Source organism: Streptomyces sp. NPDC002386, from assembly GCF_053593175.1.
In genome coordinates this window covers 163,438-187,626 of the sequence record NZ_JBSFBX010000013.1, presented here as the reverse complement: position 1 = coordinate 187,626, position 24,189 = coordinate 163,438, and the positions used below count along the sequence as shown (strand labels likewise).

The window sequence follows — 24,189 nt, the reverse complement described above, 5'->3', positions numbered from 1 at the left end:
GCGCCGCCGCGGGTCACCCGGCGGCGCCGCTGTGCAGGGCGACGGTGGCGGTGACGCGCTTGCCGCGCGGCAGTGGTGTGACCTCCAGTCCGCCGCTGAGCATGTTCACCAGGAGCAGTCCGTGCCCGCCCACCCGGCCCGGGTCGGGCGGAGGCTGTCGGGGCAGGTCGGGGGACGTGTCGACGACCGTGATGCTCAGCGCGGTGGCGCCGGGCGTCAGCTCCAGCCGGAGCGCGCACGGGCCGGGAGCGTGCTTGACGGCGTTGGTGACGAGCTCGCTCACGACGAGCTGGGCATCCTGGACCGCGCGCCGGCCCGGTGCGGGACGAGCCCGTGCCAGGAGGGCGCCGACCGCGTCCCTCGCCTCGGCGATGCAGGGCGCGCCCAGGTCCCAGGTGCGGCTGTCCCGCAGGGGCCCGGGGCGGGCCCGCGTGGCCGTGTGAGTCGACAGGTCGATGTCCATACCTCGTTGCCCTCTTCCTCCGGGGTCGGGGTCCCTTCCTGATCTGAGAGGCTCGTGCCGTCCTTGTCGCGGATACCCACTGGAGGGTCGATACACGCGAACCGGGACAGGCCGTGGACATCGGGTCGATCGATCTCCACGGCCTGCCCCGGCGTGCTGATCCGGTTGGTGCGCGTCAGTGCTTGAAGGCGTCCTTGCCCTTCTCCTTGGCCTGCCGGGCGTCGCCGCGCGCGCCCTCCATGCGGCCCTCCGCCTCCATGCGCTCGTTCCCGACGGCGCGGCCCACGGCCTCCTTGGCCTTGCCCTTGGCCTGCTCCGCCTTGGCCTTTGCCTTCTGGTTGCCAGCCATGGGTGGTCACTCCCATCGTCGTTGCGGTGTGCGGTCGACATCCGGTTTGCCGCTCTGACCCGGTCCAAACCAGATCTCCCCCCATCGCGCCAGGTTCGACTCGTCCCGCCGTGGGCCGCGACGCCGGTCGCCACCCCGGCCGTCCGGTCTCCGGTTGCCGTTTCACGACGGCTGAGAACAAGGTGAGAAAAGGAGCCGGCCGGCGGCGGACACGGGTCCGCGCCGACCGGATCGTGGCATGTACGTGTGTATGGATCCCGCGGGTCGCGCGCCATGACGGCGGGCGCCCGTCCGGCCGTGCTGCCGGTGGCCGACCGGGCCGTGGTTCTGAGCCTGTCGGGGGCCCTCGACAGGCACGGCGCCGGCATGCTCGGCCGTGAACTCGACCTGCGGCTGGCGCGCGCCGACCGGCGCGGGCTGCGCCTCGTTCTGGACGTCTCGGGCGTCAGCCGGATGAGCGCCGAGGCCCGGGACGCCCTGGACGCCCGCACCCGGGACCTCGGGACCGGACCGGTCCTGGTCAGCGGCGCCTGCCCCGAGGTGCGCGGCGTGCTCACGGCCGCCGAACTGCCGGGCGTCCGGCTGTGCCCCACGCTGGAGGCGGCCCTGGCCGCCGTGCGCCGCACGGCGCACGCCGGACCGGGGCGCGGAGCGGCGGAGGCGCTGCCGGAGGACGTGCGCAGCGAGGTGTTCGGGCTGCGGGCGAAGGCGCGCACCAGCGGGCTCATCGGCATCGCCCAGGGCATGCTGCTCGCCCGGTACGGCCTGACCGGCCCCGAGGAGGCGTTCGCCCTGCTCCGGGACGGCTCCCAGCACCACAACGTGCCGCTGCGGGTGCTGGCCGCGGCGGTGGTGAGCGCGCCGGCGCCGCACACGCCGGGGGAGTGGTTCCCCGGCCGCCGCCACCTGCCGCCGCCCGTCCTCGGTCTCGCGCCGCCCGGCCGGGTGGACGTGCGCGACCGCCGGCAGGTGCTCAAGGCGGCCGTGTACGCGGCGGTGACCCTGACGGACGCGGACGCGGCGGAGATCCACCTGACCGACCACACCCGCGAGGAGGCCCTCGTCCTGGAGGCCCACCACGCGCTGGACGCCGCCTACCGCGACTGCCTCGCCCTGGTCTGCGGTCCGCCCGCGGTGTGCGCCCGGGCCCGGGCGGCCGGCGGGCCGGTGACCGTGGCCGACGTGGCCGCCGATCCCGGGCTGGCCGGGCACCCCGTCGGCCGGGCCACGCTCGCCGCGGGCAGCCGTGCCGTGCACGGCACCCCGATGACGACGGCCGCGGGGGACTGCAAGGGAGTGGTCTGCGTGCACCGGGCGGACCCGGGCGTCTGGCTGGACCGGGGCCAGGAGGCCGCCCTCGACGAGGTGGCCGCCGACCTGGCGGCATGGCGCTCCTGGTACCGCCGCACCGTGGTGCTGGACGCCCTGGAGTACCTGCACGCACGGGGCGGTGAGCGGCGCGGCGGCTGAGGGGTGCGGGCCCCCGTGCCTCCCGGTGCCCGGGTCAGGAACGGCCGACCGTGTCCGGGTCCCGCAGCGCGGGCTCGGCCTCCCCGGCGAGTGACGCGTCGTCGTCCGCGGCGGTCCCTGCCGCCGGTTCCGGACGACGGCCGCCCAGGCCGGCGAGCCGGCGGGCGACGGGTTCCGTGTACCGGGCGGTGAGGGGGCCGAGGACGACCAGGATGAGGACGTACGCGGTGGCCAGCGGGCCGAGGTCGGAGTCGATGCCCGCGGTCACCGCGAGACCGGCGATGACGATGGAGAACTCGCCTCGGGCCACCAGGGTGCCGCCGGCCCGCCATCGGCCCTTCGCGGAGACGCCCGCCCGGCGCGCCGCCCAGTAGCCGGTCGCGATCTTCGTCAGGGTCGTGACGACCGCCAGGGCCAGGGCGGGGAGCAGGACCGGCGGGATGCTCGCCGGGTCGGTGTGCAGGCCGAAGAAGACGAAGAACACCGCGGCGAACAGGTCCCGCAGCGGCGCGAGCAGGTTGTGCGCGCCCTCGGCGACCTCGCCGGAGAGCGCGATGCCGACCAGGAACGCGCCGACCGCCGCCGAGACCTGGAGCTGCTGGGCCACGCCGGCCACCAGCAGGGTCAGTCCCAGCACGACGAGCAGCAGCTTCTCCGGATCGTCACTGGAGACGAAGCGGGAGATGTGCCGCCCGAACCGCACCGCCAGCAGCAGGACCAGCCCGGCGACGCCGAGGGCCACGGCCAGCGTGACACTGCCCGCCGCGAGACCGGTCCCGGCCAGCAGCGCGGTGACGACCGGCAGGTAGACCGCCATCGACAGGTCCTCCAGCACCAGGATGCTGAGGATCACCGGAGTCTCCCGGTTGCCTATCCGGCCGAGGTCGCCGAGGACCTTGGCGATGACACCGGAGGAGGAGATCCAGGTGATGCCGGCGAGGACGACGGCGGCGATCGGCCCCCAGCCGAGCAGCAGCGCCATGACGGCACCGGGCAGCGCGTTGAGGGTGGCGTCGACGATCCCGGCCGGGTACTGGGTCCTGAGGTTGGAGACCAGGTCGCTCGCGGTGTACTCCAGGCCGAGCATGAGCAGCAGCAGGACGACGCCGATCTCGGCGCCGATCGCCACGAACTCCTCGCTGGCGCCGAGCGGCAGCAGCCCGCCCTCGCCGAAGGCCAGCCCGGCCAGCAGGTACAGGGGGATGGGGGAGAAGCTCAGGCGCGCGGCGAGCCGGCCCAGCAGCCCGAGGCCGAGGATGATCGCGCCGAATTCGATGAGGAAGACCGCGGAGGAATGCATCCGCGTCACTCCCGGCCGAGGATGACGGCGGCCGCGCCGACGCCCTCACGGGTGCCGATCACGATGAGTGTGTCCCCGCCGGCCAGCCGGAATCCGGGACCGGGCGAGGGGATCGCCTCGGCGCGCCGCAGCACGGCCACGATGGAGACCCCGGTCTCGGTGCGCATCCGTGTGTCGCCGAGCAGCCGGCCGTTCCAGTGGGAGACCCCGGACAGCTCGATCCGCTCGGCCACCAGGCCCAGCTCCGTGGTGGAGAGCAGGCTGGGGCTGTGGTGCGTCGGCTGGAGCGCCTCGGCCAGCGCCTGTGCCTCTCCGCCGGTGAGGCGCGCGGACAGGGCGCACGCGTCGGGATCGTCGCCTTGGTACGCGCTGAGCGTTCTCGCGCCGTCGCGGTGGGCCACCACCGACAGGCGCCGCCGCTCCCGCGTCGTCAGGTCGTACCGCACACCGATTCCCGGCAACGGCGTACTGCTGGTGCGTGCTGCGCCCATGACCGCCCCCCTGCTCGACTTGAAGGTTTCTTGGGGAAACCATTACCGGGATCTTAACCCTTCGCGGCGCACGGCCGTTCGGGGTCCCGGTTCGAGCAGGGGTGGCGGGGACTAGGAGACGGACCCGGGGCCGCTCTCGCCGTCGCGTGGATCGGGCTGACAGGTGCGGCACAGCTCGTGCTCACCGTCGCGGGTGACGACGGTTCCCCAGCCGAGGCAGTGCTCGCAGTGACGGGCGAGGCCCAGGTCGGGGTGGGGCGGCGGGAAGGGGCTGTGGTGGGCTCCGTAAGCCATACGGGGAGCGGCTCCTCGAGTCGCGGTCGCGGTCCGGATGACTTCCATTATGTCCGACTTTTCCCTTATGTCTACGCCTTGTGTCACTCAGTGCCAGGAATCACCCGAGGGTTCCCTGGCGCGCCTCCCGCCACAGGTCCACGCCGCCGTCGGTGGCCAGCTTGTCGATCTCGGCCAGTTCCTCGGCGCTGAACTCGAGGTTCTCCAGCGCGGCCACGTTCTGTTCGAGCTGTTCGGTGCGCGAGGCGCCGATGACCAGCGAGGTGACCCGCTCGTCGCGCAGCGCCCAGGCCAGGGCGAGCTGCGCGAGGCTCTGCCCGCGGCGCGCGGCGACGTCGTTCAGGGCGCGCAGCCGGCTCCGCATGTCCTCGGTCAGCCAGGCCGGATCGAAGGACTTGCCGGCGGCGGCCCGCGAGTCCTGGGGCACACCCTCCAGATAGCGGCCGGTGAGCAGCCCCTGGGCGAGCGCCGTGAACCCGATGACGCCGAAGCCCTCCTCCTCGGCCGTGTCCAGCAGGCCGTCGGTCTCGATCCAGCGGTTGAGCATGCTGTACGACGGCTGGTGGATCAGCAGCGGTGTGCCCAGCTCGCGCAGGATGGCGGCGGCCTGCCGGGTGCGCTCGGCGTCGTAGGAGGAGATGCCGACGTACAGCGCCTTGCCCTGGCGGACGGCGGTGTCCAGCGCGCCCATCGTCTCCTCCAGCGGCGTGGTCGCGTCCAGCCGGTGCGAGTAGAAGATGTCCACGTAGTCGACGCCCATGCGGCTCAGCGACTGGTCCAGCGAGGCCAGCACGTACTTGCGGGAGCCGCCGCCCTGCCCGTAGGGGCCGGGCCACATGTCCCAGCCCGCCTTGGTGGAGATCACCAGTTCGTCCCGGTACGGCGCGAGGTCGCGGCGCAGCAGCCGGCCGAAGTTGATCTCGGCGGCGCCGTACGGCGGGCCGTAGTTGTTGGCCAGGTCGTGGTGGGTGATCCCGAGGTCGAAGGCGCGCAGCGCGATCTCGCGCTGGGTCTCGAAGGGGCGGTCGTCGCCGAAGTTGTGCCAGTAGCCCAGGGACAGGAGCGGGAGGTCCAGTCCCGAGCGGCCGGTGCGCCGGTAGCGCATGGTGCCGTCGTAGCGAGCGGGGTCCGCGACGTGGTTCATCGGGTCGTCTCCGGGTGGTGCCGTAGGGGGTGCCCTTCGTGTGCGAGGGGGCACGTCCACCCTGCGCCTCCATGATTCGTAAGTCCAACCACCGCCTGTCATGGCATTGAGCGGCCCGGCTTCTGAATGCGGCTGCGCGCGGCACCCGGTGTCAGGCCGCCGGGGTGATCACTTTGCTGTATGGCGGGTGCGAAGCGGGGCAGACGGGTGGGGCACGCGGTGAGAGGTGCCGGCCGATCGGGGGCCGGCCGGCGGGCAGTGGGAAGGGAGGCGCCCATGAGCGGGGTGACGCCTGAGGGCGAGCGCCGGGCCGGGGTGAGGCCGAGGACTACGAAGGCCGTCGCGGAACTTCCGCGCCAGGTCCGCGAGGAGCTGACCCGCAGGCTGCGCCGCAACCGCCGGGCCTTCGGCAAGGACGACGTCCAGGTCGTCGAGCCGCCGCTGCTCAGGCGCGCGGTCGGCGCCTCCGCGCTCGGCAACTGCATGGAGTGGTTCGACTTCGGCGTCTACAGCTACCTCGCCGCCACCATCGGCAAGGTGTTCTTCCCCGGTGCCTCCCCGGCGGCCCAGGTGATCTCCTCCTTCGCGACCTTCGCCGCCGCCTTCGTCGTACGGCCCCTCGGCGGGCTGGTCTTCGGGCCGCTCGGTGACCGTGTCGGACGGCAGAAGGTCCTCGCGACCACCATGATCATGATGGCGGCCGGAACCTTCGCCATCGGAATCATTCCCGGCTACGCCACCATCGGCATCGCCGCTCCGGTGCTGCTCCTGCTGGCCCGTATGGTGCAGGGCTTCTCCACCGGCGGCGAGTACGGCGGCGCCACCACGTTCGTCGCCGAGTACTCGCCGGACCGCAGGCGCGGATTCCTCTCGAGCTGGCTCGACTTCGGCACCTTCGTCGGCTACGCCCTCGGCTCCGCCCTGGTGACCGCGCTGAACCTGATGCTGACCGACGCCCAGATGCTCTCCTGGGGCTGGCGGGTCCCCTTCCTGATCGCCGGGCCGCTCGGCGTGATCGGCCTCTACATGCGGCTCAAGCTGGAGGAGTCGCCGGCCTTCCAGCAGCAGCTGGACGACCACGAGAAGAGCCTGGCGCAGGAGTCGGCGGGCAGCGAGTTCAAGGACATCGTCAAGAACCACTGGCCCGCCCTGCTCATCTGCATGGGCCTGGTGCTGCTCTACAACGTCACCAACTACATGGTCACCGGCTATCTGCCGACCTATCAGACCGAGACGCTGCACCGCTCCAGCGGCTCCGCCGACGTCCTGGTGCTGATCGGCATGGTGTGGATCGTCCTGCTGATCACCTTCCTCGGCCGGCTCAGCGACCGCGTCGGCCGGCGCCCGCTGTACGCCGTCGCCGCGGCCGCCATGATCGTGCTGGCCGTTCCCGCGTTCCTGCTGATCAAGGCGGAGGGGACCTGGCCGCCGATCCTCGGCGTGCTGCTGCTGTCCACCCTGCTGGCCTGCTTCGCCGCGCCCAGCGCGGCCACCCTGCCCGCGCTCTTCCCGACCGCCGTCCGCTACGCGGCCATGGGCATCGGCTTCAACATCGCCGTCGCCGCGTTCGGCGGCACCACACCGCTGGTCACCGCCGCGCTGGTCGGCGCCACCGGTGACGACCTGATGCCGGCCTACTACCTGATGCTGGCCGGCGCGATCGGCCTGCTGACGGTGAAGTTCCTGCCGGAGAGCGCCCAGGTGCCGCTCAGCGGCTCGCAGCCGATGGTCGGTTCGCAGGAGGAGCGGCGGGAGCTGATCACCACCTCGAAGGAGCTGTACGCCGTCGCGCGGGAGCGGGCCGGGGCGCCGCGGGGCTGAGTCCCGGGGGTCCGCGAAGCGGACTGTTCGATCCTACGAACTTCGCGCCGGACGGGTTACAGGTCCCCGCCGGACACGATAGGAAACTTTCCTATCAGTCAGGCACGGACCAACTCCCAGCCCCCCACCTCCCTTTGGAGTCCCTGTGGCGTACACAGACCGCCGCCCGGCAGCCTCCCGCACTGCGTTCTCCCGCCGCTGCGCCGTCGCCCTGCTGGGCGCCGCCGCCACCGGCACCCTGCTCGCCGGCGTCCCGCGTACCGCGCGGGCCACGGCGGCCGCGCCCGGCCTCGACGACCCGGCGAAGAAGGAGATCGCCATGCGGCTCGTCTCCAGCGCGGAGAACTCCTCGCTCGACTGGAAGGCCCAGTACAAGTACATCGAGGACATCGGCGACGGACGCGGCTACACCGCCGGCATCATCGGCTTCTGCTCCGGCACCGGCGACATGCTCGACCTCGTCCAGCTCTACACCGACCGCGCGCCCGGCAACGTCCTGGCCCGCTACCTGCCCGCCCTGCGCCGGGTCGACGGCAGCGACTCGCACGACGGCCTGGACCCCGACTACCCCCGGGACTGGCGCAGGGCCGCCCAGGACCCGGTCTTCCAGCGGGCGCAGAACGACGAACGCGACCGGGTCTACTTCGGCCCCGCCGTCGCCCGGGGCAAGGCGGACGGGCTGCGCGCACTCGGCCAGTTCGCCTACTACGACGCCATCGTCATGCACGGCGACGGCGACGATCCCACCAGCTTCCGCAACATCCGGAGCCGGGCCCTGCGCGTCGCCGGGCCGCCGGCGCGGGGCGGCGGCGAGACGGCGTACCTGAACGCCTTCCTCGACGCGCGGGTGTGGGCCATGAAGCAGGAGGAGGCGCACAGCGACACCAGCAGGGTCGACACCGCTCAGCGGGTCTTCCTGCGCAACGGCAACCTCGACCTGAACACGCCGCTGGACTGGAAGGTGTACGGCGACAGCTACCACATCGGCTGAGGCCCCCGGCCGGAATCACGACAGACGCGGCAGGCTCGCGGCGCCCGGGACCGGGAGCGTCGATCCCAGCGCGGTGGCCTGCCGCCCCGTCACCCGCTGGATCACCGCGATCGCCAGGGCGCCGGCCGCCAGTTCGAGTCCCTCGGCCACCAGGAGCAGGGCCAGGGGCGTCCGCTGCCCCGGTCCGCCGCTCACGCCGGCGACGAGCGCGTGCCCGATCCACGTCGCCCACCAGACGTTCACCAGCACCCGGTCGCGCCGCCCGGCCGCGCCGGGACCGCCGGCGCGGAGTACGTCGAGGACCAGACCGCGCGGCGCCCACAAGTTGATCACCGGGATCAGCCAGGAGAGCACGGCCCACGGGGCCGAGCCCCGGAGAGGGCTCGGGGACAGCGCCTGTGCGATGCGCCGGGAGCGGGTGAACCAGACCAGGAACAGCACCGCCGCGACGATCATCAGGTTCACGTACACCTGGGAGACCCGCCCCGACGTGCTCTCGGGCGTGTCCGGCGGATGCAGCGCGTGCACGCGCACCGTCACCGCCCGGACGGCCTCCGCCACGGCCGCGGCGGCAACAGCGGCCTGAGCGAAATGGGCGAGCAGCCAGGGGGCCTTGACGGTGGGTCCGGGCACGGGAGGGTACCTGCCTGTCGTGGAGGCGCACGGGAGCGTGGCCGAAGATGATCGTCGGAGAAGCGGATCATAGGGCAGTCCGCGGCCGGTGCGCCCCGCTCGATGCGGGCGCACTCGCACGCCGGGGCCCCGACGGGGAAAGATGGCCCCGAGCGATCGATCACACCGATGCGGAGGAGCGGACTCATGCCGCACGAGCGAGCGGGACGGCCGGCCGGCCCCGAGGACCTCATCGACGTGGCCCGGCTGGTCACGGCGTACTACGCGCTGCGCCCCGACCCGGCCGACCCCGGCCAGCGGGTGGCGTTCGGCACCTCGGGACACCGTGGCTCGTCCCTGGCGAGCGCGTTCAACGAGGACCACATCGCCGCCACCAGCCAGGCGATCTGCGAGTACCGCGCGGCACAGGGCGTGGACGGTCCGCTGTTCCTCGGCGCCGACACGCACGCCCTGTCCGAGCCTGCCCGGGTCACCGCGCTGGAGGTGTTCGCGGCCAACGACGTGACCGTGCTCATCGACAGCGCGGACGGATACACCCCGACCCCGGCCGTCTCGCACGCCATCCTCACCCACAACCGGGGCCGCGACGCGGGGCTCGCCGACGGCGTCGTCGTCACCCCCTCGCACAACCCGCCCGCCGACGGCGGCTTCAAGTACAACCCGCCCAGCGGCGGCCCGGCGGCCTCCGACGCGACCACCTGGATCCAGGACCGCGCCAACCAGATCATCACCGGCGGGCTGAAGGAGGTACGGCGGCTGCCGTACGCCCGCGCGCTCGCCGCAGGCACCACGCGGCGCCACGACTTCCTCGGCGCCTACGTCGGCGACCTGCCCAGCGTCCTGGACCTCGACGCGATCCGCGCGGCCGGTGTGCGCATCGGCGCCGACCCGCTCGGCGGAGCGTCCGTCGCCTACTGGGGCCGGATCGCGGAGCAGCACCGCCTCGACCTGACCGTGGTCAACCCGCACACCGACCCCACCTGGCGGTTCATGACGCTGGACTGGGACGGCAAGATCCGCATGGACTGCTCGTCGCCGTACGCGATGGCGTCGCTGATCGAGCAGAGCGACCGGTTCCGCATCGCCACCGGCAACGACGCCGACGCCGACCGGCACGGCATCGTCACCCCGGACGCGGGCCTGATGAACCCCAACCACTACCTCGCCGTCGCCATCTCCTATCTGTACCGGCACCGCGAGCAGTGGCCCGCCGGCACCGGCATCGGCAAGACCCTGGTCTCCTCCACGATGATCGACCGGGTCGCCGCCGACCTGGACCGGCCGCTGGTCGAGGTGCCGGTCGGTTTCAAGTGGTTCGTGGACGGGCTCGCCGACGGCACCATCGGCTTCGGCGGCGAGGAGTCGGCCGGGGCGTCGTTCCTGCGCCGGGACGGCTCGGTGTGGACCACCGACAAGGACGGCATCCTGCTGGCCCTGCTCGCCGCCGAGATCACGGCGGTCACCGACCGGACCCCGTCGGAGCACTACGCCGGCCTGACCGCCCGCTTCGGCGAGCCCGCGTACGCCCGTATCGACGCACCGGCGACCCGGGAGCAGAAGGCGCTCCTCGCCAAGCTGTCCCCGGCCCAGGTCACCGCCGACACCCTGGCGGGCGAGGCGGTCACCGGCGTCCTCACCGAGGCGCCCGGCAACGGCGCCGCCATCGGCGGGATCAAGGTCACCACCGCCAACGCCTGGTTCGCGGCCCGGCCTTCGGGCACCGAGGACGTCTACAAGGTCTACGCCGAGTCCTTCCTCGGCCCCGACCACCTGGCCCGGGTGCAGGAGGAGGCCAAGGGCGTGGTCCGGGCCGCGCTCGGCGGCTGACCCCGCGGACCGTACGACGGCCCCGGCGTGCTCGCGCCGGGGCCGTCGCCGCGCGGTGCTCAGCCGCGCCCGCGCCCGTGGTCCAGCCGGTCCAGCACGGCCCGCGCCATGGCGTCCTCGCCGAGCGCGTTGGGATGCGCCGGAGCCGCGGGCGCGGCCGGCCGCAGCGGCTCGATCCAGCGGTCGGCGGGCGCCTTGCACATGTCGTGGCCCACGGTGGGCCCGTAGGTGTCGACGTACTCGACCCGGTTCCAGGCGGCGACCGCCCGCAGCATCAGGTTCAACCGCTTCTCGGTGTCCCGGAGATAGGAGAAGTCCTTCGCCGCGAACGGCACCGCGGGGAAGCAGCCGACGCCGTCGTCGGGGAGCAGGTCCGGGTAGCCGACGAGGAGGACCCGGGCGTGCGGTGCGCGCCGGTGCACGGCCCGCAGCACCTGGTCGATCTTCGGCGCGGTGCGCAGGACGGCGAGCGCCAACTGGTCGTACCCGCCGGCCTTGTACGAGCGCTCACAGGGGTTGCCGGCCGGATCCTGGACGCCGAGACGGGCGCAGGTGCTGATGATCGAGCCGAACCCGACGTCGTTGCCGCCGATCTGGACCGTCACCAGGTCGTCGTTCCGGTCCAGCGCGTCGAGCTGGGCCGCGTTGCCTCCCTGCGCCTGCCACATCTCGTTCGTCGTGGCCCCGGCGCAGCTCACGTCCTCGAACGACTTCGTCCCGCGCCACGACGCCAGCAGCGAGGGGTAGTTGTGGTCGGAGCGGCCGCATTCGGCGTTCACCTGCTGCGGGATGAGCGGGCCCGAGGTGTAGGAGTCCCCGAGGGAGACGTAGTCGAGCTCGTGGCCGGGTCCGGCGGGACGGGCGGCGGCGGGCACCGTGGCGGCGGCGACGAGGGCGAAGCCCCCGAGTGCCGTCCCCAGTACGGTCGTCCGCCGCCGGCCTCTCGCCCCGTCGGCCGCGCGCGTGTCGTTCGCCATGGTTCCTCCCCCAGAGGCCGGGCCCGCGGAGCGCCCCGAGCGGCGCTCCGCGATTCAACTGGGCCTGTATACCGCCCAGTAGGTCGCGCGGGCCATAAGCGGGAAGGAACATTCGCCGGGGGAGGAGCGGGCGACCGCGCGCCGCCGCGGCGGCCGGACCGTCAGACCCCGGAGGCGGGTTCCGCCGCGGCGGCCGGGTCCGTCAGGGCGGCCGGTTCCATCACGGGAACCGCGGGAGCCGGAGGGGCCACGGCGGCCGGGTCCAGCACCGCGGTCGGCCCCAGCAGCGAGTCGTCCTCGGGGCGCGCCCCGGACAGCCGGTGGCGGGCGGCTATCAGCGCCATGTCGACGTCCTTGGTCCCCGTGGCCACGCACAGCGAGTAGGCGATGTCCGCCAGCCGCTGCCGGGCCTGCGGACTCTCCTCGGCGCCGAGCAGCGTCAGGGTCTCGTACTGGGCGATCAGGTCCTTCAGTACCGCGGGGTGTGCCATCAGCATGAGATCCGCCTTCCTGGTGCGTAGCCGAGGTCGATCAAGTCGAGAGCCGACTACCCGCGCCCCGCCCCGGCATGTCCCCCGATCCGCCGCGAAACCGATCCACCCCGGTCCCGGCGCGGCCCGGCGGTCCCGGCGGAGCCGATCATGCCGTCGTACGGATGTGAAAGGCTGGGGGCCCATGACACCCCGGCCCAGGAGGAGTTGCCGCATGGCCGTCATCCACCGCACCACCCTCACGCCGACCAAGCTGGAACTCCTCGCCGCATGGCTGCCCACCCGCCCCTGGTACCGCGGGGGACCTGTCCCCGAGCTGGAGAAGTCCGGCGGCTTCCGGCTGGACGATCCGGCGGGCGAGGTCGGGATCGAGTTCATGCTGACCACCGAGACCTCCGGCCCCGAGCCGGTCGCCCACCTGGTCCCGCTCACCTACCGCGGCGCTCCGCTGACCGGCGCCGAGCACGCGCTGATCGGCACCTCGGAGCACGGTGTGCTGGGCAAGCGCTGGGTCTACGACGGCTGCCACGACCCGGTGCTGGTCACCGAACTGCTCTCGCTGATCGAGGGCCGGGCCCGGGCCATGGCGCAGAGCGTCACCGACACACCCGACCGGGAGGTGAGCCGCGCCTACACCGGTGAGCCCTTCCCGCGGGGCGGGCTCACCCCGCGCCCCACCGACGACGCACACGGCACCCACCTGCCCGCACCGCACGGCACGACCCTCCATGTGCACCGCGTCCCCGTCCCCGTCGCCGGGAACCCGCCGCTGCCCGGCGGTGACCCGCTCGGTCATGTCGCGTGCGGCTGGCCCGGACCGGACGGCACCCGCCTCGGCGCCGTGCTCATGACCCTGAGCCCCCGCTGAGCGCCGCACCCGCATGGCCCAATGTCCGGCCGGAGTGACACCGCACGGCCGAACCCGGAGTGCGGCGCCGTCCGACCCCGGGTCAGATGGATCCCGTGCGAAGCCATATAACCCTTCACAGCCGCCGCTCACGCTGGTCCGTCACCGGCGCTCTGACCGGCCTTCTGCTGTCACTGACGACACCCGCGGCCGTGCCCTCGCCGGCCGGCGGGTCAACGCCCGAGCGCGGTAGCGCCTACATGGGCATCGGAGTGCTGACCCACGACGGCACCGGCCCCACGGACGAGGCCACGCCGACGGTTCCCCGGGCGACCCAGACCGAAGGCGTGGACGTCGCCAGCTACCAGGGCAACGTCGCCTGGCCGACGCTGTGGAACAGCGGCGTCCGCTGGGCCTACACCAAGGCCTCGGAGGGGACGTACTACACGAACCCCTACTTCACCCAGCAGTACAACGGGTCCCGTGACGCCGGCATGATCCGCGGCGCCTACCACTTCGCGACCCCCGACACCACCAACGGCGCCACCCAGGCGGACTACTTCGTCGACCACGGCGGCGGCTGGTCCAAGGACGGCAAGACCCTGCCCGGTGTGCTCGACATCGAGTGGAACCCGTACGGCGCCGACTGCTACGGGAAGTCACAGAGCGGGATGGTCACCTGGATCCGGGACTTCCTGAACCGCTACAAGACCCGTACCGGCCGCCACGCCGTCATCTACACGGCCACGAGCTGGTGGACCCAGTGCACCGGCAACTACGGCGGCTTCGGCGCGAACAACCCGCTCTGGATCGCCCGTTACGCCTCGTCGGCGGGAACGCTGCCCTCGGGTTGGTCGGCGTACACCATGTGGCAGTACACCTCGACCGGTCCGACGGTCGGCGACCACGACAGGTTCGACGGCTCGGTGGACAAGGTCGTCGCGCTCGCCAAGGGATGAGCCGCCGCCGGGCGGCGGACGGCACTGCCGTCCGCCGCCCGGCCGCGTCACGACGGGACGACCAGGCGGTCCGCCAGGCGGTGGGCCTGGGCGAGCAACGCCCCGTAGGTGGCGATGTCGTCCGGGTCGTCCGTCGTCGAACGGACCAGGTCCCGGCGCAGTTCCTGGAGCGTGCCGCGCAGTTCCGCCACCGCCTCGCGCAGTCCGTCCTCGCTCGAGTGACCGAACCGGCTGTGGCTGTAGAGCCGCAGGGCGTGGGCGGTCTGGGACAGGAACGCCGCGTAGCGGCGCGCGAGTTCCGGGTGCGGCCGCGGCGCGGGGCGGTCCTGCGCCGCGGCCTCGAGCACCGTGCGGGTCACGCCCGCGGTGTGCACGGCCGCGTAGTCCAGCACCAGGACGGCGTCGTCGTACCCCTTGCCGGGCAGCGCCGCGGCTCCGTTCCGGCGGCGCGGGTTGGCCCGCAGGCTCTCCCGGCCGAGGTCCACCGCGGCGTGGGCCTGCTCCACCCGGGAGCGCAGACGCAGGGCGCGCTCGTGCCGGGCACCGGCCTCGTCGGCGTCCCAGCGGCCCTCGGCCAGCCCGTCGGCCACGTCGCGCAGGATGTCGTGGGCCTCGTCGGTGGCGTCCCGCAGCACCGCGCTGGTGTCGCGCAGGTACACCGGCGGCCGGATCAGCGCGTTGACGGCGATACCGACCAGGGCGCCGAAGAGGGCCTCGCCGAGCCGGGCCGCCGAGGTGCCGACCGACACGGACCCGCCGGTCAGCACGAACAGGGCACCGGTGGCCGCGTAGATCCCCTGGCTGCCCAGCCGCCGCCAGTACCCCAGCAGCATCGCCGTGGGCAGGACGATCGCCATCGCGGCCATCGTGTCGTTCAGCAGCAGCCCGACGACGGTGGCGACGACCGTGCCGGCCGCGATCGCGGCGAGCTGCTGCAGTCCGCGCGCGATGGACCGGTACACGGTCGACTCCACCAGGACCACCGCCACCCAGGGCGCGACGAACGCCATGGGTGCCTCGAGCCACCAGCCCGCCACCGCCCAGGCCACCCAGGCGGCCAGCGCCGCCTTCAGCGCCTGCACGATCAGATCCCGTTCCCGGCCGGGCGCCGCCGCGGCGCGGCGGACCGCCGCCACCGCCTCCGACAGGTCCCGCCGTACCGCTTGCCACATCAATACCGTTCCACGCACGACGCACCGGGTGCCACCAGGAGCGGGTGTCCATGCAGGATCCGCCGGGCTCAGGTCGGAGCCGGGCGGAGCGCGCGCAGCACCGCCCAGACCACGGAGACGAACGGGACGGCCACGACCGCCCCGATCACTCCCCCCACGATGCTGCCCGCGATGACGGACACGGCGACGACGAGCGGGTGCAGCCGGACCGCCCAGCTCAGCACCAGCGGGTGCAGCACGTGCCCCTCGAACTGGCCGATGACGACGATGAGCGCCAGGACGGCCACGGCCGTCAGCGGCCCGCGCCCGGCAAGGGCCACCACGGTGGCCACCCCGAGCGCCACCGGCGAACCGACCAGGGGCACGAACGCGGCGAAGAACTCCAGCAGCGTCAGGGGCAGCGCCAGCGGTACCCGCAGCACGAGCAGGGCGATGCCGACGAGCACGGCGTTGGTGGCGGCGACGATGATGATCCCCCGGGTGTACCCGGCGAACGTCCGCCAGGCCGTGCTCCCCGCCCGGTCCCAGGCGCCGCGCGCCCCGCTCGGCAGCAGCTGGTCGCGCGCCCAGGCCCACAGGCGCTCACCGGAGTGGATGAAGAAGACCGAGGCGAAGAGCGCCAGCGCGCCGCCGGTGACCAGTTCCACGACCTTGCCGAGCTGGGTCACCGCGCTGCTGAGCAGCCTGGACCGGTGGGCGTCGATGTAGTTCGTCACCTGGTTCTCCAGGGCGGAGAGCCGGCCGGCGCTGAGCCGCAGCGGCGGACGCTGCAGCCACAGTTCGATCCGGTGCACCCCGCCGCGGAACTCGCCCGCCAGCGTCGCCGACTCGCTCGCCACCGCGTTGCCGACGAGGGCGAGCAGGGAGAGCAGCAGCAACAGGCTGCCGACCAGGGCGACGGCCACGCTCAGCGGCCGGGGCAGGAAGCGGTCGAGCAGATCGGCGAGCGGGCGCAGGACCGTGGTGACGATGAGGGCGAGGAACAGCGCCACGGCGATGAGCTGGAAGCGGCCGAGCACGGTGAAGACGCCGTACACCACGGCGCCGACCAGGATGAGCCGCCAGGCGTAGGCGGCCGTGATCCGCAGCCACGGCACGACCCGCGCCGTCACCGCGGCGTCGTGGCCGGGGCGGGCGCCCGCCGGGAGACGTACGGTCCGCGCGGGCCGGCTGCCCGGCACCGTCCCACGTGTCCGGCGTCCCCGGCCCGTCCGCCGTCCCGGACCGCCCACCCGGCCTCCCGTGCGCTCGAAGTGACGATCATGTGACTTTCGGTCACCGTCGAGAACGTTACGGGCAGCCGGGCACCGTACCGGACCAACGCGCCCGGGCCGCGCGCCGCGGACCGTTTCCACCGGCGCGCCGGGGCGTCACAGGACCTTCACATGCCGTGGATGTTGGGAGGGCGGCGGCACGGGCACTCGGCCGCCGTACTCGCAGGGAGGAGTTCCTCCAGTGGTCCTTGTCGCACTTCTGCTGCTTCCCGCGCTCGGCGTGCTGCTCTTCGGCCTCGACCAGGTCGAGGACCGCTGGGTCACCCGGCCGGCCGGGGCGCGCCACGCCCGGCGGCGGTCCTTCCTCCGGCGCCCCTGGGTGCGGGTGCCGCACCACCGGTGACGGACGGCCGCTCCGGCCGCGCCCCCGCCGCTACTCCCCGCCCTCTCCCGCTGCGCGCTCCACCGGGAGCAACTTCCGGACATCCGCGGGAAGCGCTCCGGCCATCCGTTCGGTCAGCTCCGGGGCGAGGGCCGCGTCGAGCGCATCCAGGACGGCCGCGGCCTCCGTGATTCCCGGCGGGTCACGGACAGCCGGCAGCGCTCACCCGCCACCGGACCGGCGCTCACCGCCCGACGGCCCCGCCCCCGGCGACAACGAACGACGCCGAACGTTCGGAAACGCGCGATGCGAGCCGGTTGGCGGAAGGTATCCGACCGAGCCTGACGAAACGCCGCACCGGTTCTTCACGGCACCCCGTGAAGGGACGAACATGCCCCGTCATGGACATTCTGCTCGTCGCAAGCGCGTTCAACAGCCTCTCCCAACGGGTGTACGCCGAGCTGTCGGACCTGGGCCACCGGGTGGACGTCGTGCTGGCCACGCAGGGCACCGAACCGGTCCGGGCCGCCGTCCGCGAGCTGCGCCCCGACCTGGTCGTCGCGCCGATGCTGAAGTCGGCCCTGCCCGAGGACGTCTGGCGCGACCACACCTGCCTGATCGTGCACCCGGGGCCCCCAGGTGACCGGGGCCCGTCCGCACTGGACTGGGCGATCACCGAACAGGCCCCGACCTGGGGCGTGACCGTCCTGCAGGCCGAGGCGGCCATGGACGCGGGCGACATCTGGGCGTCGGAACCCTTCCCGGTACCGCCCGTCGGCAAGAGCGACCTGTACCGCAACGAGGCCTCCGACGCCGCCGTGGCCGCCGTCCTGCTCGCCGTGCGCCGGTACGCCGACGGCTCGTACAAACCCCGCTCGCAGACCGATGACCCGGCCACCGCGCCGCACATCGTGTGGCGCGGCTTCCTCCGGCAGGAGCGGCGCCGGATCGACTGGGAGAACGACGGCACCGAAGCCGTGCTGCGCAAGCTGCGCGGCGCCGACTCCCAGCCGGGCGTCCTCGACGAACTCCTCGGCCGGGAGGTGTTCCTGCACGGCGGGCACCCCGAGGACCTGCTCCGCGGCCGCCCCGGCGAACTGCTCGCCACCCGGCACGGGGCGGTCTGCCGCGCCACCCGCGACGGCGCCGTCTGGATCCCGGAACTGCGCCCGCGCAGGAACTCCGGCGACCCCGCGCCCTTTCGCCGCCCGGCCGCCTCCGTGCTCGCCTCCTTCCCGGACGCCCCCCGCCTGCCCGAGGACACCTTCCCCCTGGAACCGCCCCCGGACCGGCGCACCTGGAGCGACATCCGCTACCGGCGGCGCGGCGACGCGGGCTTCCTGACCTTCTCCTTCCCCGGCGGGGCGATGAGCACCGAGCAGTGCCGCAGGCTGCTCACCGCCTACCGGTACGCCCTCGCCCGCCCCACCCCCGTACTCGTGCTCGGATCGGACCGGGACTTCTTCTCCAACGGCATCCATCTGAACGTCATCGAGGCGGCCGCCGACCCGGCCGAGGAGTCCTGGATCAACCTCAACGCCATGGACGACCTGGTGGAGGCGGTGCTGCGCACCACCGACCGGCTGGTGGTGACGGCCCTCCCCGGCAACGCGGCCGCCGGCGGCGCCATGCTCGCCCTCGCCGCCGACGAGGTGTGGTGCCGCACCGGCACCGTCCTCAACCCGCACTACCGGCGCATGGGCCTGTACGGCTCCGAGTTCTGGACCTACACCCTGCCGCGCCGGGTGGGAGACGGCCTGGCCCACCGGCTGACCTGCGAGGCGCTGCCGCTCAGCGCCGCCTCGGCCGGCCGGATCGGACTGGTGGACCGGATGGTGCCCGCCGCGCCCGGCGAGTTCGGCGCCCAGGTCGAGCGGCTGGCCGTGGACCTCGCCGCCGCCCCGGACCTCGCCCGGCGGATCGCCGACAAGGACACGGCCCGCCGCCTGGACGAGGCGCGGCGGCCGCTCGCGGAGTACCGGCGCGACGAACTCGACCGTATGCACGCCGTCTTCTTCGACCCCGGAGCCCCGTACCACGCCCTGCGCTCCGCCTTCGTGCGCAAGAAGCCGGCCGGCTCCGTCCGGCCACTGGCAGCGGTCACCGGAGACCTCGGATGAGCGCCCCGCCCGGCCGGCTGCTCGTGGCGGGCGTCGGCAACATCTTCCTCGGCGACGATGCCTTCGGCCCCGAGGTGATCAGCGCCCTGGAGCGGCGCCCGCTGCCACCCGGCGCCGCGGTGCGGGACTTCGGCATCCGCGGCATGGACCTCGCCTACGCCCTGCTCGGCGGCTGCGCCACCGCGGTCCTGATCGACGCGGCCCCGCGCGGGCACCGCCCCGGCACGCTCACCCTGGTCGAGGCCGAACCGCCCGACGGGAGCGTCGCGCCCGAGGCGCACGGCCTCGACCCGGAGAAGGTGCTGGCCCTCGCCACCCACCTGGGCGAGGAGCCGCTGCCCCGCGTCCTCGTGCTCGCCTGCGAGCCCGCCGTCCTGCCGGCCGGCGACGAGGACATCCTGCCGGGGCTGAGCGAACCGGTGCGGGAGGCCGTCGACCGGGCCGTCGACGCACTGCACGCGCTCGTTCCCGTCCTGCTGGCCGACCCCGCCGCCCCCGCGCCCCCGTTGGGCCGCCCGATGGAATCCGGGCCCCCGCACACGGCTGCGCTGCACCGCCTCACGGCCGACGCGGCCGAAGATCGGTGAGACCCCGGGCCGCACAGGGCGTGGCCGGGGCCTTCCGTCCCACGACCGCGAGGAGCTGCGCCCATGTGCCGGTCCGACGTCAAGCAGGCCGTCCTGGCGAAGAACGACGACCTGGCCGCGAGCCTGCGCGAGGACCTGGCCCTGAAGGGCGTGACGGTGGTCAACCTGCTGTCCAGCCCCGGCAGCGGGAAGACCGAACTCCTCGGCCGGGTCCTGGCGCGGGCGGTGGAGCGGGGCGTGCCCGTCGCCGCGCTCACCGCCGACCTCGCCACCGAGAACGACGCCGTCCGGCTGGCGCGCTCGGGCGCGCCGGTCCGGCAGTTGCTCACCGACGGGCTGTGCCATCTGGAGGCCCGGCAGGTACGCGGTCACCTCGAGGGCTGGCTGCCGGAGGACACCGCGGTGCTCTTCGTGGAGAACGTCGGCAACCTCGTCTGCCCGGCCTCCTACGACCTCGGCGAGACCCTGCGGATCGCGCTGATGGCGGTCACCGAGGGCGAGGACAAACCGCTGAAGTACCCGACCGCGTTCGGCTCCGCCCACCTGGTCGTCATCACCAAGACCGACCTGGCCGAGGCGGCCGGCTTCGACGAGGCCGCCTTCCGCGCCAATGTCCAGCGCGTCAACCCGGGCGTGGAGATCGTACGGTCCTGCGCCCGCACCGGCGACGGGTCCGACACCCTCCTGGACCACGCCCTCGCCGCCCGCGACGCTGCCCCGCCGCACCGGCCGCCGCTCGCCCCGCACCCCCACGGGCACCACCACCCCGCCTCCGCCCCCGCCTCGTGACCGCGCCCTTCACCGGCCGGGTGCGCCGCCGGATCACCGTGTACGGCACGGTGCAGGGCGTCGGCTTCCGGCCGTACGTGCACCGCCTGGCCGCCGAGCTGGCGCTGGCCGGGTTCGTCGGCAACACCGCGAGCGGCGTGCTCATCGAGGTCGAGGGCCCGGCGCAGGACGTGGCCCTCTTCCACGACCGGCTCGTGAAGGATCCGCCCCCGCTGGCCGTCGTGACCGGCGTCGGCCGTGAGGACATCCCCGCCACCGGTGCCGCCGGCCCCTTCACCATCCACCGCACCGGCGATTCCACGGGCCGCACCCAGCTCCCGCCCGACACCGCGACCTGCCCGGACTGCCTGCGCGAACTGGCCGATCCCGCCGACCGCAGGCACCGCCACCCGTTCATCACCTGCACCCACTGCGGCCCCCGCTTCACCATCGCCACCGCGATGCCCTACGACCGCGCGGCCACGACCATGGCCGGCTTCCCGCTGTGTCCCCCCTGCGCCCGTGAGTACGGCGACCCCGCCGACCGGCGCTTCCACGCCCAGCCCGTCGCCTGCCCCGACTGCGGCCCGCGGCTCACCCTGACCCCGGCCGCCGGCACCGGCGTCCGCCCGGCCCGGGACGCCGGCGCCCTGGCCTCGGCCCGGGCGCTGCTGGCCTCCGGCCGCATCGTCGCCGTCAAGGGCGTCGGCGGCTACCACCTGGCCTGCGACGCCACCGACGCCCGGGCGGTCGCCACCCTGCGGGACCGCAAGGAGCGCGGCGGCAAGGCCTTCGCCGTGATGTGCGCCGACGTGGGCACCGCGCAGGACATCGCCGTCCTCACCCCCGCCGAACGTGCCGCCCTCACCAGCGCCCGCCGCCCCGTCGTCCTGCTGCGCCGCCACCGGGCCCCGGCCGGACCCCGGCTCGCCGACCAGGTCTGCCCGGGCAGCCCGTACATCGGCGTCATGCTGCCCTACACCCCCCTGCACACCCTGCTCCTCGGACTGCCCGGAGATCCCCCCGGACCGCGCGTCCTTGTCATGACCAGCGGAAACCGCTCCGGTGAACCCATCGTCACCGACGACACCGAGGCGCTGGACCGCCTCGCCGGCCTCGCCGACGCCTGGCTCGCCCACGACCGGCCCATCGCCTCCCCGTGCGACGACTCCCTGCTGCGGGTCCGCCCCGACGGCACCGAACAGGTGCTGCGCCGCTCCCGCGGCTACGTCCCCCGACCGCTGCGCCTGCCGGTCCCGGTCCGCCCCGTGCTCGCCGTCGGCGGAGACCTGAAGAACGCCCTGTGCCTGGGCGACGGCGACCAGGCCTGGTTCGGGCCGCACATCGGAGACATGGGCGACCTCGCCGCCCTCGACGCCGCCGCGCGGGCCGAAGGCCATGTCACCGGCCTCACCGGTGTCATCCCCGGGCTGATCGCCGCCGACCGGCACCCCCGCTACCACTCGGCCGGCTGGGCCCGGCGCCTGTCCGACGACCGCGGCCTGCCACCCCCCGTGCTGGTCCAGCACCACCACGCCCACGTCGCCGCCGCGATGGCCGAGCACGGTCTCGACGGCACCACACCGGTGATCGGCGTCGCCTTCGACGGCACCGGGTACGGCGACGACGGCACCGTGTGGGGCGGCGAGGTGCTGCTGGCCGACTACTCCGGCTTCCGCCGCTTCGCCCACCTGGCCACGGCCCCCCTGCCCGGCGGCGACGCGGGCGTGGCCAACCCGTGCCGGCTGGCACTGGCCCGGCTGTGGGCCGCCGGGCTGCCGTGGGAGCCGGACCTGCCGAGCCTGCTCGCCTGCACCGACGCCGAACTCTTTGTACTGCGGCAGCAGCTGGAACGGGACGTCGCCTGCGTGCCCACCTCCAGCATGGGCCGCCTCTTCGACGCCGTGTCCTCGCTGACCGGCGTCTGCCACCGCACCACGTACGAGGCGCAGGCCGCGCTGGAGCTGGAGGCCGCGGCGACCGAGGCCTGGGGCGCGGACACCGGGGCCTACCCGTTCCGATTCGGCGCCGGCCACCGGATGGAGGCCGCGCCCCTGCTGGAGGCGCTCCTCGCCGACCGGCGGCGCGGCACCCCCGCACCGGTGCTCGCGGCCCGCTTCCACCGCGGGGTCGCGCGGGCCGTCGCGGAGGTATGCCGGCGGGCCCGCCGGTCGGCCGGCCCGACCACCGTGGCCCTCACCGGCGGTGTCTTCGCCAACGGACTGCTGGAGGAGGAGTGCGCCGCCCTGCTGGACGCGGACGGCTTCACCATCCTGCGGCACCACGAAGTGCCGCCCAACGACGGCGGGCTGGCGCTCGGCCAGCTCATGGTCGCGGGAACGGCAAACCACCACGAGACGGAGTGACCCATGTGTCTGGCAGTGCCCGGCAAGGTCGTGTCCATCGACCATCGCGCCGACCCGCTCACCGGGCTGGTCGACTTCGGCGGAGTGCAGAAACAGGCGTGCCTGGAGTACCTGCCCGACGTGCGGGTGGGGGAGTACGTCATCGTGCACGTCGGCTTCGCGCTGCAGCGCCTGGACGAGGAGTCGGCCCGGGCCTCCCTGGAGCTCTTCGAGCAACTGGGCCTGCTGGACGAGGAGTTCGGCGACGCCTGGGAGCAGGCGGCCCGGCAGGGGAGCGGGAGTGAGGTCCAGTGAAGTACATCGACGAGTTCAACGACCCCGGCCTGGCACGCCGGTTGCTGGACGAGATCCGCGCCACGGCCACCCGCCCGTGGGCCCTGATGGAGGTCTGCGGCGGCCAGACGCACTCCATCATCCGGCACGGCATCGACCAGCTCCTGCCGGAACAGGTGGAGTTGATCCACGGGCCGGGCTGCCCCGTCTGCGTCACGCCGCTCGACGTCATCGACAAGGCGCTGGCGATCGCCGCCCGCCCCGGCGTCATCTTCTGCTCCTTCGGCGACATGCTGCGGGTGCCCGGCACCGACCGCGACCTGTTCCGGGTCAAGAGCGAGGGCGGTGACGTACGGGTGGTGTACTCGCCGCTCGACGCCCTGGAACTCGCCCGCAAGAACCCCGGCCGGCAGGTCGTGTTCTTCGCGATCGGCTTCGAGACCACCGCCCCCGCCAACGCCATGGCCGTCCACCAGGCCCGCCGGCTGGGCCTGACCAACTTCAGCCTGCTGGTCTCCCACGTCCGGGTCCCCCCGGCGATCGAGGCCATCATGACCGCCCCCGCCTGCCGGGTGCAGGGCTTCCTCGCCGCCGGGCACGTGTGCAGCGTGATGGGCACCGCCGAGTACCCGGAACTGGCCGAGAAGCACCGGGTGCCCATCGTCGTCACCGGGTTCGAACCGCTCGACATCCTCGAGGGCATCCGCCAAGCCGTTCATCAGCTCGAACGCGGCGAGCACCGCGTCGACAACGCCTACGCCCGCGCCGTGCGCGACCAGGGCAACCCGGCGGCGCAGCGGATGATCGAGGAGGTGTTCGAGGTCGCCGACCGCAACTGGCGCGGCATCGGCCTCATCCCGGCCAGCGGCTGGCGGCTCAGCGAGGCCTTCCGCGACCACGACGCCGAGCACCTCTTCGACGTCACGGACATCCGCACCGAGGAACCCGCGGTGTGCCGCGCCGGCGAGGTCCTGCAGGGCCTGATCAAGCCGACCGAGTGCGAGGCGTTCGGCGAGGCCTGCACCCCGCGCACCCCGCTCGGCGCCACCATGGTCTCCAGCGAGGGCGCCTGCGCGGCCTACTACCTGTACCGCCGGATGAGCGGCGGCCCGGCACCCCGGGGATCCCGCATTCCGCAGGAGGAGATGAACCCCGTTGGCTGACCTCGCCACCGAAGCGGCCCCCGGCGCCACGCAGGCGCCCGCCGACGCCGCCGAAGCGCCCGTCGACCCCGCGAACTGGACCTGTCC

Annotated in this window: 24 protein-coding genes; 13 read left to right on the top strand and 11 right to left on the bottom strand. The window is 73.7% G+C overall.

Annotation, left to right across the window (positions count from 1 at the left end):
- Positions 1-13 precede the first annotated feature (13 nt).
- Together ACWCPN_RS25630 and ACWCPN_RS25625 are read right to left on the bottom strand one after the other, a co-directional pair.
- Positions 14-463 (bottom strand): ATP-binding protein, encoded by a 450-nt coding sequence (locus ACWCPN_RS25630; RefSeq protein ID WP_451210395.1) that lies wholly within the window; start codon positions 461-463, stop codon positions 14-16.
- A gap of 175 nt (positions 464-638) precedes the next feature.
- Positions 639-812 (bottom strand): CsbD family protein, encoded by a 174-nt coding sequence (locus ACWCPN_RS25625; protein WP_199209338.1) that lies wholly within the window; start codon positions 810-812, stop codon positions 639-641.
- 273 nt (positions 813-1,085) lie between these two features.
- On the opposite strand from ACWCPN_RS25625, the gene ACWCPN_RS25620 reads away from it, so the two are divergent.
- The gene (locus ACWCPN_RS25620) at positions 1,086-2,282 is read left to right on the top strand and encodes an ANTAR domain-containing protein (RefSeq protein ID WP_451210392.1); all 1,197 of its coding nucleotides are present in this window, start codon (positions 1,086-1,088) and stop codon (positions 2,280-2,282) included.
- 34 nt (positions 2,283-2,316) lie between these two features.
- On the opposite strand, the gene ACWCPN_RS25615 is transcribed toward ACWCPN_RS25620, so the two are convergent.
- The 4 genes from ACWCPN_RS25615 to mgrA all read right to left on the bottom strand — a co-directional run bounded on the left by ACWCPN_RS25615 (position 2,317) and on the right by mgrA (position 5,511).
- Positions 2,317-3,582, bottom strand: coding sequence for a cation:proton antiporter (locus tag ACWCPN_RS25615; protein WP_451210389.1), 1,266 nt, complete (start codon positions 3,580-3,582; stop codon positions 2,317-2,319).
- A gap of 5 nt (positions 3,583-3,587) precedes the next feature.
- Positions 3,588-4,073, bottom strand: coding sequence for a cation:proton antiporter regulatory subunit (locus ACWCPN_RS25610; RefSeq protein WP_451210387.1), 486 nt, complete (start codon positions 4,071-4,073; stop codon positions 3,588-3,590).
- A 111-nt stretch (positions 4,074-4,184) separates the two neighbouring features.
- Positions 4,185-4,367, bottom strand: coding sequence for a hypothetical protein (locus ACWCPN_RS25605; protein WP_451210384.1), 183 nt, complete (start codon positions 4,365-4,367; stop codon positions 4,185-4,187).
- Positions 4,368-4,467: 100 nt separating this feature from the next.
- Positions 4,468-5,511, bottom strand: coding sequence for an L-glyceraldehyde 3-phosphate reductase (mgrA, locus tag ACWCPN_RS25600; RefSeq protein ID WP_199209334.1), 1,044 nt, complete (start codon positions 5,509-5,511; stop codon positions 4,468-4,470).
- 276 nt (positions 5,512-5,787) lie between these two features.
- Here mgrA and ACWCPN_RS25595 point away from each other — a divergent pair, with 276 nt between their 5' ends.
- Together ACWCPN_RS25595 and ACWCPN_RS25590 are read left to right on the top strand one after the other, a co-directional pair.
- Positions 5,788-7,332 carry an MFS transporter gene (locus ACWCPN_RS25595; RefSeq protein ID WP_451210381.1) on the top strand — a complete coding sequence of 515 codons (1,545 nt, stop codon included), beginning with the start codon at positions 5,788-5,790 and terminating at the stop codon, positions 7,330-7,332.
- Between the two features lie 145 nt (positions 7,333-7,477).
- Complete coding sequence (locus tag ACWCPN_RS25590) at positions 7,478-8,323, top strand: chitosanase (protein WP_451210378.1); 846 nt, start codon at positions 7,478-7,480, stop codon at positions 8,321-8,323.
- A gap of 15 nt (positions 8,324-8,338) precedes the next feature.
- On the opposite strand, the gene ACWCPN_RS25585 is transcribed toward ACWCPN_RS25590, so the two are convergent.
- A complete protein-coding gene (locus ACWCPN_RS25585) occupies positions 8,339-8,956 on the bottom strand; it encodes a DUF4328 domain-containing protein (RefSeq protein ID WP_451210376.1) in 618 nt (205 codons plus the stop codon).
- Positions 8,957-9,142: 186 nt separating this feature from the next.
- Between ACWCPN_RS25585 and pgm the strand changes: the two genes are divergently transcribed.
- The gene (pgm, locus tag ACWCPN_RS25580; protein WP_451210373.1) at positions 9,143-10,783 is read left to right on the top strand and encodes a phosphoglucomutase (alpha-D-glucose-1,6-bisphosphate-dependent); all 1,641 of its coding nucleotides are present in this window, start codon (positions 9,143-9,145) and stop codon (positions 10,781-10,783) included.
- Between the two features lie 59 nt (positions 10,784-10,842).
- Here the strand turns inward: pgm and ACWCPN_RS25575 are convergent, their stop codons facing one another.
- Positions 10,843-11,760: an SGNH/GDSL hydrolase family protein gene (locus ACWCPN_RS25575; RefSeq protein WP_451210371.1), complete on the bottom strand. Its 918-nt coding sequence runs from the start codon at positions 11,758-11,760 to the stop codon at positions 10,843-10,845.
- Positions 11,761-11,921: 161 nt separating this feature from the next.
- Positions 11,922-12,257, bottom strand: coding sequence for a DUF5133 domain-containing protein (locus ACWCPN_RS25570; RefSeq protein ID WP_451210369.1), 336 nt, complete (start codon positions 12,255-12,257; stop codon positions 11,922-11,924).
- A gap of 208 nt (positions 12,258-12,465) precedes the next feature.
- Between ACWCPN_RS25570 and ACWCPN_RS25565 the strand changes: the two genes are divergently transcribed.
- Both ACWCPN_RS25565 and ACWCPN_RS25560 read left to right on the top strand, forming a co-directional pair.
- Positions 12,466-13,119 carry a maltokinase N-terminal cap-like domain-containing protein gene (locus ACWCPN_RS25565; RefSeq protein WP_451210366.1) on the top strand — a complete coding sequence of 218 codons (654 nt, stop codon included), beginning with the start codon at positions 12,466-12,468 and terminating at the stop codon, positions 13,117-13,119.
- 86 nt (positions 13,120-13,205) lie between these two features.
- Positions 13,206-14,057 (top strand): lysozyme, encoded by an 852-nt coding sequence (locus tag ACWCPN_RS25560; protein WP_199209330.1) that lies wholly within the window; start codon positions 13,206-13,208, stop codon positions 14,055-14,057.
- Between the two features lie 47 nt (positions 14,058-14,104).
- Here the strand turns inward: ACWCPN_RS25560 and ACWCPN_RS25555 are convergent, their stop codons facing one another.
- Together ACWCPN_RS25555 and ACWCPN_RS25550 are read right to left on the bottom strand one after the other, a co-directional pair.
- Positions 14,105-15,229, bottom strand: coding sequence for an FUSC family protein (locus ACWCPN_RS25555; RefSeq protein WP_451210362.1), 1,125 nt, complete (start codon positions 15,227-15,229; stop codon positions 14,105-14,107).
- Between the two features lie 68 nt (positions 15,230-15,297).
- Entirely contained in the window at positions 15,298-16,410 is a 1,113-nt protein-coding gene (locus tag ACWCPN_RS25550; RefSeq protein WP_451210359.1) for an AI-2E family transporter, read from the bottom strand.
- Positions 16,411-16,684: 274 nt separating this feature from the next.
- Here ACWCPN_RS25550 and ACWCPN_RS25545 point away from each other — a divergent pair, with 274 nt between their 5' ends.
- The 7 genes from ACWCPN_RS25545 to hypD all read left to right on the top strand — a co-directional run bounded on the left by ACWCPN_RS25545 (position 16,685) and on the right by hypD (position 24,102).
- Positions 16,685-16,846, top strand: coding sequence for a hypothetical protein (locus ACWCPN_RS25545; protein ID WP_451210356.1), 162 nt, complete (start codon positions 16,685-16,687; stop codon positions 16,844-16,846).
- 380 nt (positions 16,847-17,226) lie between these two features.
- Positions 17,227-18,945: an enoyl-CoA hydratase-related protein gene (locus ACWCPN_RS25540; protein WP_451210353.1), complete on the top strand. Its 1,719-nt coding sequence runs from the start codon at positions 17,227-17,229 to the stop codon at positions 18,943-18,945.
- On the top strand, positions 18,942-19,532 hold the full coding sequence (locus ACWCPN_RS25535) for a hydrogenase maturation protease (protein WP_365128298.1): 591 nt from the start codon (positions 18,942-18,944) through the stop codon (positions 19,530-19,532). The genes ACWCPN_RS25540 and ACWCPN_RS25535 overlap by 4 nt, the downstream gene beginning before the upstream one ends.
- A 63-nt stretch (positions 19,533-19,595) precedes the next feature.
- A complete protein-coding gene (gene hypB / locus ACWCPN_RS25530) occupies positions 19,596-20,321 on the top strand; it encodes a hydrogenase nickel incorporation protein HypB (RefSeq protein WP_451210349.1) in 726 nt (241 codons plus the stop codon).
- Positions 20,318-22,666 carry a carbamoyltransferase HypF gene (gene hypF, locus ACWCPN_RS25525; protein WP_451210346.1) on the top strand — a complete coding sequence of 783 codons (2,349 nt, stop codon included), beginning with the start codon at positions 20,318-20,320 and terminating at the stop codon, positions 22,664-22,666. The genes hypB and hypF overlap by 4 nt, the downstream gene beginning before the upstream one ends.
- 3 nt (positions 22,667-22,669) lie before the next feature.
- Positions 22,670-22,960, top strand: a complete 291-nt coding sequence (locus tag ACWCPN_RS25520; RefSeq protein ID WP_451210343.1) for a HypC/HybG/HupF family hydrogenase formation chaperone — start codon at positions 22,670-22,672, stop codon at positions 22,958-22,960.
- Complete coding sequence (gene hypD, locus ACWCPN_RS25515) at positions 22,957-24,102, top strand: hydrogenase formation protein HypD (protein WP_451210340.1); 1,146 nt, start codon at positions 22,957-22,959, stop codon at positions 24,100-24,102. The genes ACWCPN_RS25520 and hypD overlap by 4 nt, the downstream gene beginning before the upstream one ends.
- The last annotated feature ends 87 nt before the right edge of the window (positions 24,103-24,189 follow it).

Excerpts from the sequence above, each read along its gene's own strand:
- mgrA (WP_199209334.1), bottom strand. The coding sequence starts at position 5,511 with ATGAACCACGTCGCGGACCCCGCTCGCTACGACGGCACCATGCGCTAC.
- ACWCPN_RS25570 (WP_451210369.1), bottom strand. The coding sequence starts at position 12,257 with ATGCTGATGGCACACCCCGCGGTACTGAAGGACCTGATCGCCCAGTAC.
- ACWCPN_RS25605 (WP_451210384.1), bottom strand. The coding sequence starts at position 4,367 with ATGGCTTACGGAGCCCACCACAGCCCCTTCCCGCCGCCCCACCCCGAC.
- ACWCPN_RS25620 (WP_451210392.1), top strand. The coding sequence starts at position 1,086 with ATGACGGCGGGCGCCCGTCCGGCCGTGCTGCCGGTGGCCGACCGGGCC.
- ACWCPN_RS25625 (WP_199209338.1), bottom strand. The coding sequence starts at position 812 with ATGGCTGGCAACCAGAAGGCAAAGGCCAAGGCGGAGCAGGCCAAGGGC.
- ACWCPN_RS25610 (WP_451210387.1), bottom strand. The coding sequence starts at position 4,073 with ATGGGCGCAGCACGCACCAGCAGTACGCCGTTGCCGGGAATCGGTGTG.
- ACWCPN_RS25575 (WP_451210371.1), bottom strand. The coding sequence starts at position 11,760 with ATGGCGAACGACACGCGCGCGGCCGACGGGGCGAGAGGCCGGCGGCGG.
- hypB (WP_451210349.1), top strand. The coding sequence starts at position 19,596 with ATGTGCCGGTCCGACGTCAAGCAGGCCGTCCTGGCGAAGAACGACGAC.
- ACWCPN_RS25630 (WP_451210395.1), bottom strand. The coding sequence starts at position 463 with ATGGACATCGACCTGTCGACTCACACGGCCACGCGGGCCCGCCCCGGG.
- ACWCPN_RS25560 (WP_199209330.1), top strand. The coding sequence starts at position 13,206 with ATGGATCCCGTGCGAAGCCATATAACCCTTCACAGCCGCCGCTCACGC.
- ACWCPN_RS25535 (WP_365128298.1), top strand. The coding sequence starts at position 18,942 with ATGAGCGCCCCGCCCGGCCGGCTGCTCGTGGCGGGCGTCGGCAACATC.
- ACWCPN_RS25555 (WP_451210362.1), bottom strand. The coding sequence starts at position 15,229 with ATGTGGCAAGCGGTACGGCGGGACCTGTCGGAGGCGGTGGCGGCGGTC.
- ACWCPN_RS25595 (WP_451210381.1), top strand. The coding sequence starts at position 5,788 with ATGAGCGGGGTGACGCCTGAGGGCGAGCGCCGGGCCGGGGTGAGGCCG.
- pgm (WP_451210373.1), top strand. The coding sequence starts at position 9,143 with ATGCCGCACGAGCGAGCGGGACGGCCGGCCGGCCCCGAGGACCTCATC.
- ACWCPN_RS25540 (WP_451210353.1), top strand. The coding sequence starts at position 17,227 with ATGGACATTCTGCTCGTCGCAAGCGCGTTCAACAGCCTCTCCCAACGG.
- ACWCPN_RS25565 (WP_451210366.1), top strand. The coding sequence starts at position 12,466 with ATGGCCGTCATCCACCGCACCACCCTCACGCCGACCAAGCTGGAACTC.
- ACWCPN_RS25520 (WP_451210343.1), top strand. The coding sequence starts at position 22,670 with ATGTGTCTGGCAGTGCCCGGCAAGGTCGTGTCCATCGACCATCGCGCC.
- ACWCPN_RS25615 (WP_451210389.1), bottom strand. The coding sequence starts at position 3,582 with ATGCATTCCTCCGCGGTCTTCCTCATCGAATTCGGCGCGATCATCCTC.